Raw genomic sequence first — 16,777 nt, forward strand, 5'->3', positions numbered from 1 at the left:
GGACATGTACGGCACCCCCGGCCCGTACGAGGACGCCGTCCAGGGCCAGCCCGTCTTCGAGGAGAACGGGCCGGACGACTTCAAGGGCGTCGACATCATGCGCACCGTCCGCAGCTTCGACCCCTGCCTGCCGTGCGGTGTGCACATGTACGTCGGCAAGGGCAAGACGCTGACCACCCTGCACTCGCCCACCTACGGAGCGAACCATGGCTGAGGCCGCCGGAACACGGCTGGCCGACCCGGACGTCGAGGCCCGGCTCGCCCGGCTCGACGAGGTGCTGGAAGGCCTCGAACCCCTCCCCGGCGCCGCCACGGAGGCGGTCCGGCTGCTGACCGAGGTCTACGGCGAGGCCCTGGCCCGCGTCCTGGACGAGGCGGACCAGCAGCTCGCGGAGCGCCTGGCCGACGACGAGCTGCTGGGCCACCTGCTGGTGCTGCACGACATCCACCCCGAGCCCCCCGAGCGCCGGGCGGCCCGCGCGGTCGAACGGCTGCGGCCCGCAGTACGGGAACGGGGCGGCGACGTGGAATGGGCCGGTATGGAAGGGCAGGTCGGCCGGGTGCGCCTGAAAACGGGCGGCGGCTGCGGCTCCGGCTGCGGCGGTGGAGGCTCCGACGTCACCGACGCGGTACGTGAGGCGGTGCTCGCCGTCGCTCCCGACCTGACGGCGGTGGAGCCGCTGCCGAGCGCGCCGGCTCCCGCGTTCGTCCCCCTGACCACGCTGACGCACCGAGGCGCACGGTGACCACCGATGGGGCGCTGGCCCGGCTCATCCGCTCCGCGGCCGACCGCACGACGGCGGCCGTGGCGGAGGTGTGCGACCTGTGCGCCGCACCCGTCGCCGACGAGCACGCCCATCTCTACGACATCGGGCAGGACGAGGTGCGCTGCGTCTGCGGCCCCTGCTCGGTGCTGTTCGCCGGGGCCGGGGCGGGCGCCGGGCACTACCGGCTCGTGCCCCGGCGCCGGGTCCGGCTGCCCCACGTCGACACGACGGTACTGGGCGTCCCGGTCGGCCTGGTCTTCTTCGTGCCCCGGATGGACGGCACGGTCACCGCGCAGGGCCCGAGCCCGGCCGGAGCCATGAGGTGGGAGGTGGACGCGGCGGCCTGGCAGGAGCTGGCCGGGACGTGTCCGCAGCTCGCCACCGTGGAACCCGAGGTGGAGGCCCTGCTGGTGAACACCGTCCACGGCCTCGACCACCACTGGATCGTGCCGATCGACGACTGCTACCGGATGGTCGCCGTCGTACGAAGTGAGTGGCGCGGACTGTCCGGCGGAGGCCGGGTCTGGCCGGCCGTCGAGCGGTTCTTCGAGGAGCTCACCGAGCGGCCATGAACACGCACTCCGCAGGTCGGAGGCGAGGAAGGAGAACACCCCATGGGCAGCATCAGAGTGGGCCGTGCCCAGGCGAAGCCCGACACCCCCGCGCACGTCGCCGGGATGCACCAGGGCAACAAGGGACGGTACGACGAGCAGAAGGGGCACCACGAGGACGGCACCGCTGACGCGCGCCGCTCCACGGGGATCCACTGGAAGCGGCATGACGCCCTCGCGGAGACCATGCCGAACATCTCGCCGGGATGAGAGCCGTGATGAGAGAGCAGGGAGTCGCCGCAATGAAGGTCCGACGAGCACGCAGACCCGTCGCGCGCAGGCGAGGCGGAATGAGCGGACAGCGGGTGCTGAAGGCCGAGGCCGCCCTGGTGGGCGGTGTGGCCCTGGCACTGTTGTGCTGGGAGTTTCCCAGCCTGAGGCGGGAGGTGCGGATCTGGCGGATGGCCGGCGGTTTCCGCGCCGGCCACCGCTACCCGTGAGCCGGCCGTGCACGAACTGTCGATCGCGACCGCGATCATCGAGCGCGCCGGCGAGCTGGCCCGGGCGGACGGGACGGGCGCCGTCTCGGCGGTGACCGTCCGGGTCGGCGAACTGGCGGGCGTCGTCCCCGACGCCCTGGACTTCGCCTTCGAGGTGGCCCGCGACGGCACCGCCCTCTCCGGGGCACGGCTCGTGGTCGAGCAGGTCTCCGCGCAGGCCTGGTGCGGTCCGTGCGCAAAGGAGTTCCCGGTGGGCATGCCCCCGTTCTTCTGGTGCCCGAGCTGCGACCAGCCCTCCAGCGACCTGCGCAGCGGCCGGGAGCTGGAGATCGCCGGGATCGAGCCGTCACCGGCCCCGGCATAGCGCGAGCGGACCCCGCCGAGCAGGTCGGCGGGGTCCCACTCGTGTCCGGACCGGATCAGCAGATACGCGGCAACTGCTCGCCGAGCGGCAGATCCACCACCCGCGTGCCGCCCAGGCCGGTGGCGGCCACGACCATGCCGGGATGATCGGCGACGCACTCGCCGATCCGCGTGGCCCCGGCACCCTGCGGGTGGTTGCGCATCGCCGCGAGGACCTCGTCCGCCGCCGACGGGGGCACGAAGGCGACGAGCCGCCCCTCGTTGGCGACGTAGAGGGGGTCGAGCCCGAGGAACCCGCAGGCGTTCGCCACCGCGTCCGGCACCGGAATGGCGCGCTCCTGAAGCCGGACCCCGGTCCCCGAGGCGCGGGCGATCTCGTTGAGGGACGCCGCCAGGCCGCCCCTGGTGGGGTCGCGCAGCACATGGATGTCGGAGGTGACGGCCAGCATCGCGGCCACCAGATCCGCAAGGGGCGCGGTGTCGCTGGCGACCTCGACCCCGAACTCCAGCCCCTCCCGTACGCTCATGATCGCCACCCCGTGCAGACCGATCGGCCCGCTGACGATCACGGCATCCCCGGGCCGCGCACGCTGGGGCCGGATGTCCACCTCGTCGGGGACGAGCCCGACACCGGCGGTGGTGACGTACACACCGTCGCCGTGCCCGGACTCCACCACCTTGGTGTCGCCCGTGGCGATGGTGACCCCGGCCGCCTCGGCCGCCGCCCCCATGGAGCGTGCGATCCGTTCGACGACCGTCAGCTCCACGCCCTCCTCCAGGACGAACGCGGCGGAGAGATACGCGGGCCGCGCACCGCTCATCGCCAGGTCGTTCACGGTGCCGTTGACCGCGAGGTCCCCCAGGCCCCCGCCGGGGAAGAACAGCGGCCGGACCACGTAGGAGTCGGTGGAGAAGGCCAGCCGCACGCCGCCCAGTTCGAGGACGGCGGAGTCGGCGAGACCGGCGAGCGTGGCATTGCCGTAGGCGGGGGTGAAGACCTGCTCCATCAGCTCCGCCGACAAGGATCCGCCCCCGCCGTGCCCCATCACCACGACACCCTGGTCGCGCAGTGGGGCGGGGCAGGTCCAGGCGGCCGGGTCGACCACACCGGCGCGTTGTTCAGGCAACGGGAGCCACCTCTTCCTGTGTGGCCCGGCCGGCTTGCGGCGTCGGGGCGTTCATCCGGCGGTACAGGTAGTAGGCCGCGCAGGCGCCCTCGCTCGAGACCATGGTGGCGCCGAGCGGGCTGCGCGGGGTGCAGGTGGTGCCGAACGCGGCGCACTCGGTCGGCTTGATCAGCCCCTGGAGCACCTCCCCGCTGCGGCACTCCGCCGGCTCCTCGGTACGGATCCCCGTGACGTCGAAGCGGTGCTCGGCGTCGTACGCGCGGAAGGCGTCGCGCAGCCGCCAGCCACTGGCCGGGATCCGCCCGATACCGCGCCAGGACCGGTCGGTGACCTCGAACACCTCCTCGATCATGCGCACGGCGGCCGGATTGCCCTCCTCGCGCACGGCACGCGGATACGCGTTCTCCACCCGGTGCTCGCCGCGTTCCAACTGGCGGACCGCCCGGCGGATGCCCTCCAGGATGTCCAGCGGCTCGAACCCGGTCACCACCATCGGCACACCGAACCGCTCGGCCAGCTCCGGGTACTCCGTCGTGCCCATCACGCTGCACACATGCCCGGCGGCCAGGAAACCCTGCACCCGGCAGGCCGGAGCCGTCATGATCGCCTCGACGGCCGGGGGCACCCGCACATGCGACACCAGCAGGCTGAAGTTGCTCAGACCCAGCCGGCGCGCCTGGTGCACGGCCATCGCGTTGGCCGGGGCCGTGGTCTCGAAGCCGATCGCGAAGAACACCACCTCCCGGTCGGGGTGGCGACGGGCCAGCTCCAGGGCGTCGAGCGGCGAGTAGACCACGCGCACGTCGCCGCCCTCGCCCTTGACCCGGAACAGGTCGCGGCCGGTGCCCGGCACCCGGAGCATGTCGCCGAAGGAACAGAAGATCACCCCGGGCCTCGAGGCGATCTCCAGCGCCTTGTCGATGACCTCCAGCGGTGTGACGCAGACGGGGCAGCCGGGGCCGTGGATCAACTCGACCTGCTCGGGGAGCAGTTGGTCGATGCCGTGCCGGATGATCGAGTGGGTCTGCCCGCCGCACACCTCCATCAGGGCCCACGGCCGGGTCACGGTGGCCTGGATCTCGTCCAGCAGCCGCCGCGCCAGATCCGGGTCGTTGAACTCGTCGATGTACTTCACGCCGTTCCCGCCTCCTTCGCCGCCTGCTCCCAGGCGTCGCCGAACTCCTCCTCCAGCAGCCCCAGTTCCTCGAACAGCTTCAGCGAGGCCAGGGCCGATTCCTCGTCCAGGCGCTGGAGCGCGAAGCCGACATGCACGATGACGTACTCGCCCACCCGCACGTCAGACACGTACTCCAGACACGCCTGTTTCCGCACTCCGCCGAAGTCGATCAGTCCGGTGAGCGGATCCGCGCTGTCGTCGATGGCCACGACCTTGCCGGGCACTGCCAAACACATGGGTCACTCCTCCTGTCGTCGGTGCGCCGCGACCACCAGCTGGCCGAGGGCCAATCCGCCGTCGTTCGGGGGGACTTCGCCGTGGCGGAGCACGGAGAAGCCGTCGTCGGCCAGCAGCCGTGTGCACTCCTCCTCCAGGAGCGCGTTGGCGAAGACCCCGCCGCTGAGGGCGACGGTGGCCAGGCCGGTGTCCCGGCGCGCACGCCGGCAGATCTCCGCGACGGCCCGTGCCACCGCGCGGTGGAAGCGGGCGGCGAGCACGGGGGCCGGGGTGCCGCGCCGCAGATCGGCGACCAGTGCGCCGAGCACGGGCGCCGGGTCGAGAGGGTCGGCGAAGGCGTACGCCGAGGTCTCGGCGTCCCAGGCCGAAGCGGCCGCGGCCTCCAGTTCCAGGGCGGCCTGGGCCTCGTACCCCGCGCGATGGCACACGCCGACGAGCGACGACACGGCGTCGAAGAGCCGGCCCATGCTGGAGGTCGCCACGCAGGCCAGGCCACGCTCCAACTGCCTTTGAAGAAGCGTCAGTTCATCAGGCGCACAGGCTTTGACGCAGGGCAGGCCCGGGTCCCACGGCAGGCCCGCCGCCCACAGCCGGGCCAGCGCCGAACGGCACGGGTTGGCCACTCCCGCGTCGCCGCCGGGCAGCGGGGCGGGGGCGAGGTGGGCGTAGCGCCGGAAGCCGCTGTAGTCGGCGAGCAGCATCTCGCCGCCCCAGACGGTGCCGTCGTCGCCGTAGCCCGTGCCGTCGAAGGCGACGCCGATCACGGGTGCGGTGCCGTCGAGGCCGTGCTCGGCCATCGCGGAGGCGATGTGCGCGTGGTGGTGCTGGACCAGCACAGGGGCGTGCCCGGCCAGTCGGGCGGCCCACCTCACCGAGTGGTATCCGGGGTGCCGGTCCGCGGCGACGACTTCTGGGGCGACGCCGGTCAGGCACCGCATGTGCGCCTCCGCCCGACTGGCCGCCTCCAGAGTGGTCAGATCGCCCATGTCGCCGATGTGCGGGCCGAACCAGGCGTGGTCGCCCTCGCCGAGACACAGGGCGTTCTTGAGATCACCGCCCACGGCGAGCGCGGGCCGCACCGGGACCGGCAGCCGCAGCGGGCGGGGCACGAACCCCCGGGAGCGGCGCAGCACCTGCTCGCTGCCGTCGGGGCGCACCCGCAGCAGGGAGTCGTCGCACGGCGAGGCGATGGGCCGGTCGTGGGCGAGCCACGCGTCGGCCAGCCCGGCGAGCCGGGTCAGTGCCTCGTCGTCGTCCGTGACGATCGGTTCGCCGGAGCGGTTGCCGCTCGTCATGACCAGCACACGCGGTCCCGGCGGATCTCCGGGCAGGCCGAACAGCAGGGTGTGCACGGGCGTGTAGGGCAGCATGACGCCGAGGTGGGGGCTGCCGGGGCAGACGCCGGGCGCGAGGCCCGCCTGCTCCGCCCGTCGGCGGAGCAGGACGATGGGGCGCCGGGGGCTGGTGAGGGCGGCCAGTTCGGGCGCGGAGAGCGCGGCGATCCGCCGTACGGCGTCCAGGTCCGCGCACATCACCGCGAACGGCTTGCCGCCGCGCGCCTTGCGGGTGCGCAGCGTCTCGACGGCCCGCGCGTCGGTCGCGTCGCACGCCAGGTGGTAGCCGCCGAGGCCTTTGACGGCGACGATCCGCCCGGCGGCCAGCAGTGCGCGTGCCGTCGCGAGTGCGTCGGCGTCCCGTGCCGGGCGGACGTCGCTCCCCGGCGTCGGCAGCAGGCGCAGCCGGGGACCGCAGCGGGGGCACGCCACGGGCTGGGCGTGGAAGCGCCGGTCGAGTGGATCGCCGTACTCCCGGGCGCAGTCGGCGCACATCGGGAAGCCGGCCATGGTGGTGACCGCCCGGTCGTACGGCATGCCCGTGGCGATGGTGAAGCGGGGCCCGCAGTGCGTGCAGGTGACGAACGGGTGCCGGTGCCGGCGGTCGGCCGGATCGGTCAGGTCCCGCAGACAGTCGGCGCAGGTCGCCGTGTCGGGCGGGAGGAGGGTGCGGCCGGGGGAGCGGTCGGTGGAGCGGATGGTGAAGGTGCCGTCGGCGCCGCTGACGGGCAGGTCCTCGAACCCGACACCGGTGAGGGCGGCCAACGGCGGAGGCTCGGTCGCCAGCCGGTCGCAGAAGTCGGCGACACGGTCCGGCGGACCCTCCACCTCGATGAGGACACCGTTCGCCGTGTTGCTCACGAACCCCGCGAGCGAGAGACCGGTGGCCAGGCGGTGCACGAAGGGCCGGAAGCCCACCCCCTGCACGGTGCCGCGCACGGTGACGCGGCGGCGCACCGCCTGTGTGGCGGGCGCTGTCACGAGACGAGGCCGGCTTCGGCGCCCTCATGGGTGTGGGTGTGCGGGCGGGGCGCCAGAGGAGGCCGGTGCACCGGGGCCCCGTCCCGTACGGCGAGCACCCGCTCCAGAAGAGCGTCGACGCCGGCGCCGGTGCGCGCGCAGGACCGCAGCACCTCCACCCCGGGGTTGACCCGCTGGACGTGGGCGTCGAAGGCGGTCTCGTCGAACCCGGCGGGTCCGGCCAGGTCGGTCTTGGTCAGCACCACCAGATGGGCGGACCCGAAGGCCGTCGGGTACTTCAGCGGCTTGTCCTCGCCCTCCGTCACCGCCATGAGCACGATCCGCAGACTCTCGCCGAGGTCGTAGGACGCCGGGCAGACGAGGTTGCCGACGTTCTCCACGAACAGCAGCGAGGTGTCCTCGGGCAGCCAGCTCTCCACATGGCCGCGCAGCTGCCGGGCCTCCAGATGACACAGCCCGTCGGTCAGCAGCTGCTTCACCGGGGCTCCCGAACGGGCCAGCCGGTCGGCGTCGTTCTCGGTCGCCAGGTCGGCGGTGAGCGCGGCCACCGCAAATCCCCGCTCCACCGCCCTGGCGAGCACCCGCCCGAGCAGTTCCGTCTTCCCGCTGCCCGGGCTGGACAGCAGATTGACCACGCTCACTCCCCGCCGGGCCAGCTCGTCGCGCAGGCCCGCGGCCAGACCGTCGTTCTTCGCCAGGACGGCTTGAGTGACCTCGTCCACGGAATCGCACATGGGCGCCGCTCCTCGCGGTCGGTGGGGAAATCGGTCCGCCACCGATCCTCGGTGCCGTCTCTCACGGTGCCCGGCAGCCCGGCGGGGACAGGGCGGGGGATTCGTCCGGGCGGCTCAACGGGGGCATGGCAGCCGGGTCGGCCAGCAGCACCGGAACCATGGCGTGCAGGGCCGCGGCGGCCCGCCCGACCGCCTCGCGCACCGTCGCGCTGATACCCGGGGCGATGTCCTCGTCGGCGGGTGCCCGCAGCTCGGGCTCGCAGGCCAGGACGAGGACGCGCGGCAGCGGCTCGTCACCCAGGTGGGCGGCCAGGGCGAGGACCTTCGCCGGGTCCATGCCGTGCGCCTCGGGCGGGGCGCCGACCGCGGCGCGGTCGGGCAGGTTCGGCTCGATCAGCGACAGGGTGCCCGGCTCGTGCCCCCGCACGGCGGCGTCGACCAGGACGGCCGTGTCGTAGCCGTCGAGCAGTGCGTACGCGAGGTCCATGCCGCGGATGCCGAAGTCCCGTACCCGCACCTCGGGCGGCAGCGGGCGCCGTCCCAGGGCGCGGATCACCTCGGGGCCGAAGGCGTCGTCCGCGAGGAAGATGTTGCCGACGCCCGCCACGAGGAGCCGCGCACTCATCGCGCACCTTCGGTCGCCAGCGGCCGGGCGGAGCCGCTCGGGACCTTGCGGACGAAGGCGGACCGCAGCGCGTGGTACGGGGCCTGCGGGTCGAAGAAGATGGCACGCATGCGGGCGAGTTCGGTCCGCCGGTACTCGGCGAGGGGGCGCTGGAGCTCGTCCGTGTGACGTGCCGTGGCCTTGGCGGTGATCCGGCGGTCGATGTCCGGGTCGCCGGCCACATCGGCAGCCAGGCGCTCGACCTCCGTGGCGAACTCCCGGGAAGGAACCTGCACCGGACGATCCACCAGCCCGATCCGCGCAGCCGTCGCGGCGCTCACCGGCAACGCCTCGCTCGTCAGCCGCTCGGCCGTCTCGGCTCCCACGCGGCGCGGCAGCGAGTACGTCCAGAACTCCGACCCGTACAGGCCCATGTTCCGGTAATGCGGGTTGAGGACGCTGCCCGTGCGGCACCACACCTCGTCGGCGGCCAGGGCGAGCATGACACCGCCTGCCGCCGCGTTGCCGCCGAGCGCCGCCACCACCAGCCGGTCGGTGGTGCGGAGCACGGCCTCGACCAGGTCGTTCATGGCGACGAGGTTGGACCAGGACTCGCCCGCCGGGTCGCTCGACGCCTCGATGACGTTGAGGTGGATGCCGTTGGAGAAGAAGTCGCGGGCGCCGCCGAGCACCAGCACCGAGGTGGAGCGGGTGAGCGCGTACCGGTAGGCGGCGAGCAGCCTGCGGCAGTGGTTGGTGCTCATCGCCCCGCCCGGGAACGAGAAGGACAGGAAGCCGATGTCGTCCCGCTGCCGGTAGCGGATGTCCGACCAGGTGGTGCGGTTCGGCGGCAGTTCGAGCGGGGCGGCGATCTCCGGCAGCCAGTACGGGCGGTCGTTCGAACCCGGCATGCCCGGGCCGCTGCCGGGCGGCGCCGGGAAGGAGGCGAGGACCGAAGCCGCCGGGCGGCGGAACGGCGCCGGGTCGCCGGAGTTCTTGCGGGGGCGCAGTTCCGGGATCCACACCGCGCCGTCGCGGGTGGCCCGGCAGAGAGCGCCGGACCGGGTGGCGAGCAGTTCGCCGGGCCGTCCGCGCAGCCGGTCCTCGGGGTGCCCGCCGTGCAGGAACACCTCCCGGCCGCACATCTCGTCCAGGACGCCGGGCTGCGAGTCGGCCCCGCGGAGCTTGCGCAGTACCGTTTCGGTGCTGTCTTTCTCCCAGTCGATCCGCCGCTGCTCCTGGCGGAAGAAGTCCCGCCACACCACACGGATCCCGGGATCGCTCTGCGGCCGCGGCTTGAACGATCCGTCGGCGAACCGCCGCACGGCCAGCAGCACCGCGCCCGCGGCGGCGTCGGCCACCTCGCCCCGGTACACGTCGCTCTTGCCGGCCGGCGGCACCGGGAAGGACGCGTCCGCCCAGATGTCCCCCGCGTCCATCGCCGCCTCGGCCTGGAGCACCGTCACGCCCCACTCGGGTGCCTCCTCGGCGATCGCCCAGTCCAGCGACGACGGGCCCCGGTCGCCGGGCGGTCCCGGGTGCACGATCAGGCAGGTGTGCTCCTGCCACACGTCCTCCGGCAGGGCCGACTTCAGCATCGGCGCGACGATCAGTTCCGGGCGCACCTCGCCCACGGCGGCCCGGACCGCGTCGGCGCCGTGCGAGGCCAGGACGACGTCCACGTGGTGCCCTTGGTCCGACAGTTCCGCGTACACACGCTGGGACAGGCTGTTGAACGCGCTGACGACGAGCAAGATGTCCATGACATGGCATGCTCGCCGGTCGGGGGAGGCCCGAGAAGAACCGCGGCGGCGTTTCGCCGGTCTTCACGGGCCCCTTGCTCCATCCGGATCGCCTGCGCGGTGCCCTGGCCGAGCGGTTCGTGTCGCAGCCGCCGCTCGCCGAGATGTTCGCGTGGTACGCCATCCAGTTCTCCGTGCCGTCCGGCGACTTGAAGAATCCGTTGTGGCCGGGGCGACGCTCGGCGTCTTGACGCGGCTCGTTTCCCTGCGTACGTATGACTCCGCAGTCCGCAGTCCGCAGTCCGCAGTCCGGCAGGACCCAGGAAGACACCCATGACGTCAGCAGGAGGACGGCCCGGCGGAACCGCGCCGCGCAGCCGGGACGTGGCCCGGCTGGCCGGCGTCTCGCAGAAGACGGGGTCGCGGGTCCACAACGGGGAGCGGTACGTCTCCGGCGAGGTGCGCCGGCGGTGCTGGACGCGGGCGGGGAACTCGGCTACCGGCTGAACACCGCGGCCAGGGCACTGGCCTCCGGGCGGACCCGCTCCATCGGCGTCGTCACCCTCGGCACCGCCCTCTACGGGCCCGCGTAGCTCCTGATCGGCGTCGGGCGGGCCACGCGGGGCGCGGGATACGCGCTCCGGGTGGTCAACACGCTCGAAGGCGACCCCGGAGGTGTCGTCGGCGCCGTGGAGTCGCTGCTGGAGCAGGGCGTGGACGGCATCGTCGTCTCCGAGCCCATCGCTGAGGGAGCGGTCTCCCTCAGCGTCGACGTGCCGGTCCTCGTCCTGGGAGTACCGGCGACCTTCGGCGGCACCCGGACCGTCGCCACCGGCGTCGGCGCCGAACTCCTCGCGCGCACGGCCACCGAACACCTGCTGGACCTCGGCCGCACGACGGTCCACCACCTCCCGGGCCCGAACGGTGGTTCGCCGCCCAGGACCGCCTGGAGGGCTGGCGCAGCGCACTCACCGCGCGGGGCCGGGAGCGGCCGACCGTGCTCGTCGGCGACTGGTCGGCCGCGTCGGGCTACGCGGCGGGCCGCGCACTCGCCGCCGACGGTGACGTCACCGCCGTGTTCGCCGCCGGCGACGACATGGCCATCGGCGTGATCCGCGCCCTGACGGAAGCCGGACGGCGCGTACCGGACGACGTCAGCGAGGTCGGCTTCGACGACATCCCCGTCACCGCGTACGTGAGCCCACCGCTGACCACGGTGCGCCAGCCGTTCGGCGCCGTGGCGCGCGAGGGACTCTGGCTCCTGGTGCGGGCCATCGAGAAGCCTGACGTGGAACCCGCACCGGCGAACGACCCCCCGGCCGAACTCGTGGTCCGCGCCTCGACCGCACCTCCGCCGTCCCGATAGACGCCCCTGGCCTTGCCCGTGCCGTACCGCTGACGCACGCTGGTCCTATGGGTGCGCAAGACGGCCCTACGCTCATCGGCTCCGTCCAGCGGGCCATGCGGCTGCTGGAGGCGGTGAGCGCACACCAGAACGGCGCGCCGGCGAAGCAGCTGGCGCGTGAGACCGGGCTGCCTCTGGCCACCGCCTACCACCTGCTGCGCACGCTGGTGCACGACGGCTACGTGCGGAAGCTGGACGACGGCGGGTTCGTCCTCGGCGACAAGTTGCAGAGCCTCCAGACCACGGGGCGGGCGCAGGCGCTGCTCAGCCGCGTCCGGCCCACGCTCGCCGCGCTGCGGGACGAACTCACGACCCCCGCCTATCTCACCTTCTACGAGGAGGGCGAGATCCGGGTCGCCGAGATCGTCGACGGCCCCGGGACGCCCCGCGTCGATCTCTGGGTGGGCTTCGAGGACGCGGGGCACGCGACCGCACTGGGCAAGTCCGTGCTCAGGGAACTGGGCGAGGAGGACCGCAAGGACTACCTCTCGCGCCACCACCTCGCCGACCTCACACCGCGGACGATCACCAGCCTGCCGGAACTGCTCCGGCGGCTGGAGACCTCGCCCCTGGCCCCGGCCGTCACGGACCTGGAGGAGTACGCCCTGGGCACGGTCTGCGTCGCCGTCCCTGTCTACAGCGGGGACACACTCGGCTCCCTCGGCGTGTCACTGCCTGCGAACCGGCTCTCCCGGCTGCCGGAGATCAGCGCGCGGCTGCTCCCGACCGCGAGCCGCGTGACGAGGAGCCTCTCGCTCACTATCTGAAAATCCGCTCCTTGCCGGTGTCCCTACTCACCCCGTTTTCTGGATGAAACAGACATTTCAGGGGTGCGCGCCCAGCCCGGCGCCCCGCTCACAGGTGAGGACCACGGATACAGACATGAGCCACCCCCGAGACCTTGGTGACGACCACTGGGCCGTACGGCCGTTCAGAAACCGAGTGGCCGGTACCCGGGCCTCGGCCCGCAGACGCGCATTCGCGCAGCTGGCCGCCGGTACGCCCGTCCTGCCCGTACTGATCGTCACCGTCATCGCGCTCGTCGACCTCGCCGGCGGAGCGGGGATGATCTGGCTGCCCCTGCTCGCGGCCGGTCCCGCCCTCGCGGCCACGACCAACGGGCCGCGCGGAGTCCTCTCGGTCGGGCTCCTCGCCGTCGCACTGGGCGCGACGCTCGGCATCCGGGACGGCATCCCGGGCCGCGAACTGGCCGCCGTACTGTCCGCCCTGGTGGCCGTCACCCTCGCGAGCGGCCTGGCCGGCGTCCTGCGGGGGCGCCGGGAACGGGTGCTCGCGGCCGTCCGCTCGGTCGCGGAGACAGCCCAGCACGCGCTGCTCAAGCCCGTTCCATCGACCGTCGGACCGTTCCAGGCGGCCGTCCGCTACAGCGCCGCGGCGGCCGAGGCCCGTATCGGCGGGGACCTCTACGCCCTGATACCCACCCCGCACGGGGTGCGGCTGATCGTCGGTGACGTGCGCGGCAAGGGGCTGCCCGCCGTGGGGACCGCCGCGCTGGTGCTCGGTGTCTTCCGCGAGGCCGCCCACGACGAGCCCGACCTCCTCGCCGTGGTCGACAGGATCGAGCGGAGCCTGGCGCGCAACCTCGGTCACGACGACTTCGTCACGGCCGTGGTCGCCGGGTACCCGCAGGCCGCCGGGCATCTGGAGGTGGTGAACTGCGGGCACACGCCTCCGCTGCTGGTGCGCGCCTGCGGTCGCGTCACGCCGGTGGAGCCCGTCCACCCGTCCCCGCCGCTCGGCCTGCGCGGCCTCGCCGGTCACGCGCCCAGCCTGCACGCGCTCCCGTTCGCCGACGGTGACCAGCTGCTGCTCTACACCGACGGGGTCACCGAAGCCCGCGACCACGGGCGGGCCTTCTATCCGCTCGCCGAAGGACTGGAGCGCCACGTGTCCCAGGAGCCGGCCCGCACCCTCGACGCGCTCCACGACGAGCTGCTGGCCCATGTGGGCGGCCGGCTGCACGACGACGCGGCACTGCTCCTGATCCGCAAACCGGCCGCGTCCGAATCAGGGGTGCCCGCCGAGGTGACCGCTCCCGGCGACGCTGCCGGGGCGCGGTGCTGCCCGTGAGGGCGGTGTCACCGCTCCTCGCGCAGGTCCTTGACCCGGCGGAGCTTGCCGACGGAGCGCTCCAGGGTCTCCGGTTCGACGATCGTCACGTCGACGGTGACACCGACTCCGTCCTTGACGTCCTTCGCGATCGCGCGGGCGGCGGCCTCGCGCCGCTCGGCGGGCGTGCCGGGGCGGGTTTCGACGCGGACGGTCATGTGGTCCATGCGGCCGCGCCGGGTGAGCTGGATCTGGAAGTGCGGGGCGACGCCGGGCGTGCGCAGCACGATCTCCTCGATCTGGCTGGGGAAGACGTTGACCCCACGCAGGATGATCATGTCGTCGCAGCGGCCGGTGATCTTCTGGATGCGGCGGAAAGCGGGCCGGGCCGTGCCGGGCAGCAGCCGGGTGAGGTCGCGGGTGCGGTAGCGGACGACCGGCAGGGCCTCCTTGGTGAGGGACGTGAAGACCAGCTCGCCCTCCTCGCCCTCGGGCAGCACCTCGCCCGTGACCGGGTCGACGACCTCGGGGTAGAAGTGGTCCTCCCACACGTGCAGCCCGTCCTTGGTCTCCACGCACTCCTGGGCGACACCCGGGCCGATCACCTCGGAGAGGCCGTATATGTCGACGGCGTGGATGTCCATGCGCTCCTCGATCTCGCGGCGCATCTCCTCCGTCCACGGCTCGGCGCCGAAGACGCCCACGCGCAGGCTGCTGTCGCGCGGGTCGATGCCCTGGCGTTCGAACTCGTCGAGAAGCGTGAGCAGGTAGGAGGGGGTGATCATGATGATCTCGGGCTGAAAGTCCTGGATGATCTGCACCTGGCGTGCGGTCATGCCTCCCGAGGCGGGGATGACGGTGCACCCGGCCCGCTCGGCTCCGCAGTGCGCGCCGAGGCCCCCGGTGAACAGCCCGTAGCCGTAGGAGATGTGCACCTTGTGCCCGGGGCGGCCACCCGCGGCGCGGATCGAGCGCGCGACCAGGTCCGCCCACATCGACAGGTCGTTCTCCGTGTAGCCGACCACGGTGGGGCGGCCGGTGGTGCCGCTGGAGGCGTGGACGCGCCGGACCTGGTCCATGGGGACGGCGAACATGCCGAACGGGTAGGTGTCGCGCAGATCCGCCTTGGTGGTGAAGGGGAAGCGGGACAGGTCCTCCAGTGAGCGGCAGTCGTCAGGTACGACGCCGGCGTCATCGAACTTCTTCCGGTACGTCTCCACGTTGTCATAGGCGTGCCGCAGGCTCCGGCGCAGCCGGTCGAGCTGGAGCTCGCGCAGCTCCTCGCGCGTCAGGCGCTCACCGTCGTCCAGCAGGTCGTGGGGGAGGGGCTCGCCCCGCCGCCGCCCAGCCGCCGGGGTCGTCGTGGCCGTCGTCTCGCTGGTCATCCCCACTCCTTCGACGTCGTGCCCCGGATGCTGCGGCTGCGGTCCCGGAACTCCGCGATCACCTCGTCACCCCGCAGGACCGTCACGTCGTAGAGGCCGCTGCAGCCGTTCCGCGTGCGCTCCTCGGTCCGCGCCACGAGGACGTCGCCCTCGTACGCCGGAGTCACGAAGGTGATGTCGGCCCCGGCCGGGGTCACGGTCATCCGGAGGACGGCGGTCCCCTCACCGCGCTCCAGCAGCTCGACGCCCAGGCCACAGGAGGCCTCGTCCGCAGCGAGCATCGCCTCCGCCGCCGGCGTCGTGTCAGCGGTATGGGTCACTTCTCGCACCACCTCGTGGATCGATCGCATCATCTTGTGACCCGACCGAACATTCGGTTAGCTTCGGCGTTGCCAAGTAATCCAGTCGCCCCGAGGCCTGTCAAGAGTTCGAGGGCTTACCAAGGCGCGCGGCGTCGTTCTATGATGGACCGAACGAATGGTCGGTTGGGAAGTGGGACGGATGGACACGACACACTCCAGCCCCCCGGGGGCGGACGGCGCCGAGCCGGTTCTCCAGCGGCATTTCGAGGCGACGATCGCGCGGGACCAGCGGATCGAGCCGCGTGACTGGATGCCGGAGGGCTACCGCAGGACACTCGTCCGGCAGATCGCGCAGCACGCGCACTCGGAGATCATCGGCATGCAGCCGGAGGGCGAGTGGATCACGCGTGCCCCGTCGCTGCGCCGCAAGGCCATTCTGTTCGCGAAGGTCCAGGACGAGGCCGGGCACGGGCTGTATCTGTACTCGGCGGCGGAGACGCTGGGCGCCGACCGCGCGGATCTGACCGAGCGGCTCATCGAGGGCCGCCAGAAGTACTCCTCGATCTTCAACTACCCCACGCTGAGCTTCGCGGACGTCGGGGTGATCGGCTGGTTCGTCGACGGGGCGGCGATCTGCAACCAGGTGCCGCTGTGCCGGTCGTCGTACGGGCCCTACGCGCGCGCGATGGTGCGGATCTGCAAGGAGGAGTCGTTCCACCAGCGGCAGGGCTACGAGCTGCTGATGACGATGATGCGCGGCACCAAGGAGCAGCGGGAGATGGTGCAGGACGCGGTGGACCGCTGGTGGTGGCCGTCGTTGATGATGTTCGGCCCGCCCGACGACGCCTCGCCCAACTCCGCGCAGTCCATGGCCTGGAAGATCAAGCGGCACAGCAACGACGAGCTGCGTCAGCGCTTCGTCGACATGACGGTCCCGCAGGCCGAGAAGCTCGGTGTGACGCTGCCCGACCCGGAACTGCGCTGGAACGAGGAGCGCGGGCACCACGACTTCGGCACCCCGGACTGGGACGAGCTGATGCGGGTCATCAAGGGCGACGGCCCGTGCAACGCCCAGCGGACGGAGCGGCGCCGGACGGCCCATGAGGAGGGTGCCTGGGTGCGTGAGGCGGCCACCGCCCACGCGGCCAAGCAGGCCGCCCGCGCGCAGAAGGGAGCGGTGGCATGACCGACGGGAAGCAGAACTGGCCGCTGTACGAGGTGTTCGTGCGCGGCAAGCGCGGGCTGAACCACGTCCATGTGGGCTCGCTGCACGCCGCCGACGACCGCATGGCGCTCACGCACGCCCGGGACCTGTACACCCGGCGCAACGAGGGCGTGAGCATCTGGGTGGTGCGCTCCGAGCACATCGCCGCCTCGACCCGCGACGAGAAGGACCCGTTCTTCGAGCCGAGCGCCGACAAGGTCTACCGGCACCCGACCTTCTACGACATCCCCGAAGACGTCCCGCACATCTAGTCCCACCGAGGCCATCGAGGAA

General features: G+C 72.6%; 19 protein-coding genes and 2 pseudogenes. 12 read left to right on the plus strand and 9 right to left on the minus strand.

The genetic code is table 11. The features are described from left to right. The 6 genes from CA983_RS00005 to hypA form a co-directional block, all read left to right on the plus strand. The coding region (locus tag CA983_RS00005; protein ID WP_143645426.1) for a nickel-dependent hydrogenase large subunit at positions 1-214 on the plus strand (214 nt) is incomplete at its 5' end. Further along, positions 207-746, plus strand: coding sequence for a NifU family protein (locus tag CA983_RS00010; protein ID WP_086598766.1), 540 nt, complete (start codon positions 207-209; stop codon positions 744-746). The genes CA983_RS00005 and CA983_RS00010, both read left to right, overlap by 8 nt. Continuing rightward, complete coding sequence (locus tag CA983_RS00015; RefSeq protein WP_086598767.1) at positions 743-1,339, plus strand: DUF5947 family protein; 597 nt, start codon at positions 743-745, stop codon at positions 1,337-1,339. Before CA983_RS00010 ends, CA983_RS00015 begins: the two co-directional genes overlap by 4 nt. 42 nt (positions 1,340-1,381) lie before the next feature. Beyond that, positions 1,382-1,588, plus strand: a complete 207-nt coding sequence (locus CA983_RS00020) for a hypothetical protein (protein ID WP_086598768.1) — start codon at positions 1,382-1,384, stop codon at positions 1,586-1,588. 80 nt (positions 1,589-1,668) lie between these two features. Beyond that, entirely contained in the window at positions 1,669-1,818 is a 150-nt protein-coding gene (locus CA983_RS46580; RefSeq protein ID WP_167407310.1) for a hypothetical protein, read from the plus strand. Positions 1,819-1,825: 7 nt separating this feature from the next. Continuing rightward, positions 1,826-2,182, plus strand: coding sequence for a hydrogenase maturation nickel metallochaperone HypA (gene hypA, locus CA983_RS00025; protein ID WP_086598769.1), 357 nt, complete (start codon positions 1,826-1,828; stop codon positions 2,180-2,182). Positions 2,183-2,237: 55 nt separating this feature from the next. On the opposite strand, the gene hypE is transcribed toward hypA, so the two are convergent. The 7 genes and pseudogenes from hypE to CA983_RS00060 form a co-directional block, all read right to left on the minus strand. Beyond that, on the minus strand, positions 2,238-3,308 hold the full coding sequence (hypE, locus tag CA983_RS00030) for a hydrogenase expression/formation protein HypE (RefSeq protein WP_086598770.1): 1,071 nt from the start codon (positions 3,306-3,308) through the stop codon (positions 2,238-2,240). Next, complete coding sequence (hypD, locus tag CA983_RS00035; RefSeq protein ID WP_086598771.1) at positions 3,301-4,443, minus strand: hydrogenase formation protein HypD; 1,143 nt, start codon at positions 4,441-4,443, stop codon at positions 3,301-3,303. The genes hypE and hypD overlap by 8 nt, the downstream gene beginning before the upstream one ends. Next, the gene (locus CA983_RS00040) at positions 4,440-4,721 is read right to left on the minus strand and encodes a HypC/HybG/HupF family hydrogenase formation chaperone (protein ID WP_086598772.1); all 282 of its coding nucleotides are present in this window, start codon (positions 4,719-4,721) and stop codon (positions 4,440-4,442) included. Before CA983_RS00040 ends, hypD begins: the two co-directional genes overlap by 4 nt. A 3-nt stretch (positions 4,722-4,724) precedes the next feature. After that, positions 4,725-7,037, minus strand: coding sequence for a carbamoyltransferase HypF (hypF, locus tag CA983_RS00045; RefSeq protein WP_086598773.1), 2,313 nt, complete (start codon positions 7,035-7,037; stop codon positions 4,725-4,727). After that, positions 7,034-7,771, minus strand: a complete 738-nt coding sequence (gene hypB / locus CA983_RS00050) for a hydrogenase nickel incorporation protein HypB (protein ID WP_086598774.1) — start codon at positions 7,769-7,771, stop codon at positions 7,034-7,036. Before hypB ends, hypF begins: the two co-directional genes overlap by 4 nt. A gap of 41 nt (positions 7,772-7,812) precedes the next feature. Then, positions 7,813-8,396 (minus strand): annotated as a pseudogene (locus CA983_RS00055) (hydrogenase maturation protease); the annotation flags it as partial. Further along, positions 8,393-10,138 (minus strand): enoyl-CoA hydratase-related protein, encoded by a 1,746-nt coding sequence (locus CA983_RS00060; RefSeq protein WP_086598775.1) that lies wholly within the window; start codon positions 10,136-10,138, stop codon positions 8,393-8,395. The pseudogene CA983_RS00055 and the gene CA983_RS00060, both read right to left, overlap by 4 nt. A gap of 8 nt (positions 10,139-10,146) precedes the next feature. On the opposite strand from CA983_RS00060, the gene CA983_RS00065 reads away from it, so the two are divergent. From CA983_RS00065 to CA983_RS00080, 4 genes and pseudogenes are all read left to right on the plus strand, one after another. Beyond that, positions 10,147-10,368: a hypothetical protein gene (locus CA983_RS00065; RefSeq protein ID WP_086598776.1), complete on the plus strand. Its 222-nt coding sequence runs from the start codon at positions 10,147-10,149 to the stop codon at positions 10,366-10,368. Between the two features lie 82 nt (positions 10,369-10,450). Beyond that, a pseudogene (locus tag CA983_RS00070) lies at positions 10,451-11,483 on the plus strand (LacI family DNA-binding transcriptional regulator). A 47-nt stretch (positions 11,484-11,530) separates the two neighbouring features. Further along, entirely contained in the window at positions 11,531-12,289 is a 759-nt protein-coding gene (locus tag CA983_RS00075; protein WP_086598777.1) for an IclR family transcriptional regulator, read from the plus strand. A gap of 115 nt (positions 12,290-12,404) precedes the next feature. Next, on the plus strand, positions 12,405-13,613 hold the full coding sequence (locus CA983_RS00080; RefSeq protein ID WP_244206519.1) for a PP2C family protein-serine/threonine phosphatase: 1,209 nt from the start codon (positions 12,405-12,407) through the stop codon (positions 13,611-13,613). Between the two features lie 8 nt (positions 13,614-13,621). On the opposite strand, the gene paaK is transcribed toward CA983_RS00080, so the two are convergent. Both paaK and CA983_RS00090 read right to left on the minus strand, forming a co-directional pair. Beyond that, positions 13,622-14,977, minus strand: a complete 1,356-nt coding sequence (gene paaK, locus CA983_RS00085) for a phenylacetate--CoA ligase PaaK (protein WP_086598778.1) — start codon at positions 14,975-14,977, stop codon at positions 13,622-13,624. Continuing rightward, complete coding sequence (locus tag CA983_RS00090) at positions 14,974-15,297, minus strand: phenylacetic acid degradation protein PaaD (RefSeq protein ID WP_425276405.1); 324 nt, start codon at positions 15,295-15,297, stop codon at positions 14,974-14,976. The genes paaK and CA983_RS00090 overlap by 4 nt, the downstream gene beginning before the upstream one ends. Positions 15,298-15,478: 181 nt before the next feature. On the opposite strand from CA983_RS00090, the gene paaA reads away from it, so the two are divergent. Together paaA and paaB are read left to right on the plus strand one after the other, a co-directional pair. Then, positions 15,479-16,465, plus strand: coding sequence for a 1,2-phenylacetyl-CoA epoxidase subunit PaaA (paaA, locus tag CA983_RS00095; protein WP_086598779.1), 987 nt, complete (start codon positions 15,479-15,481; stop codon positions 16,463-16,465). Beyond that, positions 16,462-16,755, plus strand: coding sequence for a 1,2-phenylacetyl-CoA epoxidase subunit PaaB (paaB, locus tag CA983_RS00100; protein WP_086598780.1), 294 nt, complete (start codon positions 16,462-16,464; stop codon positions 16,753-16,755). Before paaA ends, paaB begins: the two co-directional genes overlap by 4 nt. The last annotated feature ends 22 nt before the right edge of the window (positions 16,756-16,777 follow it).

The organism is Streptomyces swartbergensis (genome assembly GCF_002148965.1).
In the GTDB taxonomy this organism is placed as follows: domain Bacteria; phylum Actinomycetota; class Actinomycetes; order Streptomycetales; family Streptomycetaceae; genus Streptomyces; species Streptomyces swartbergensis.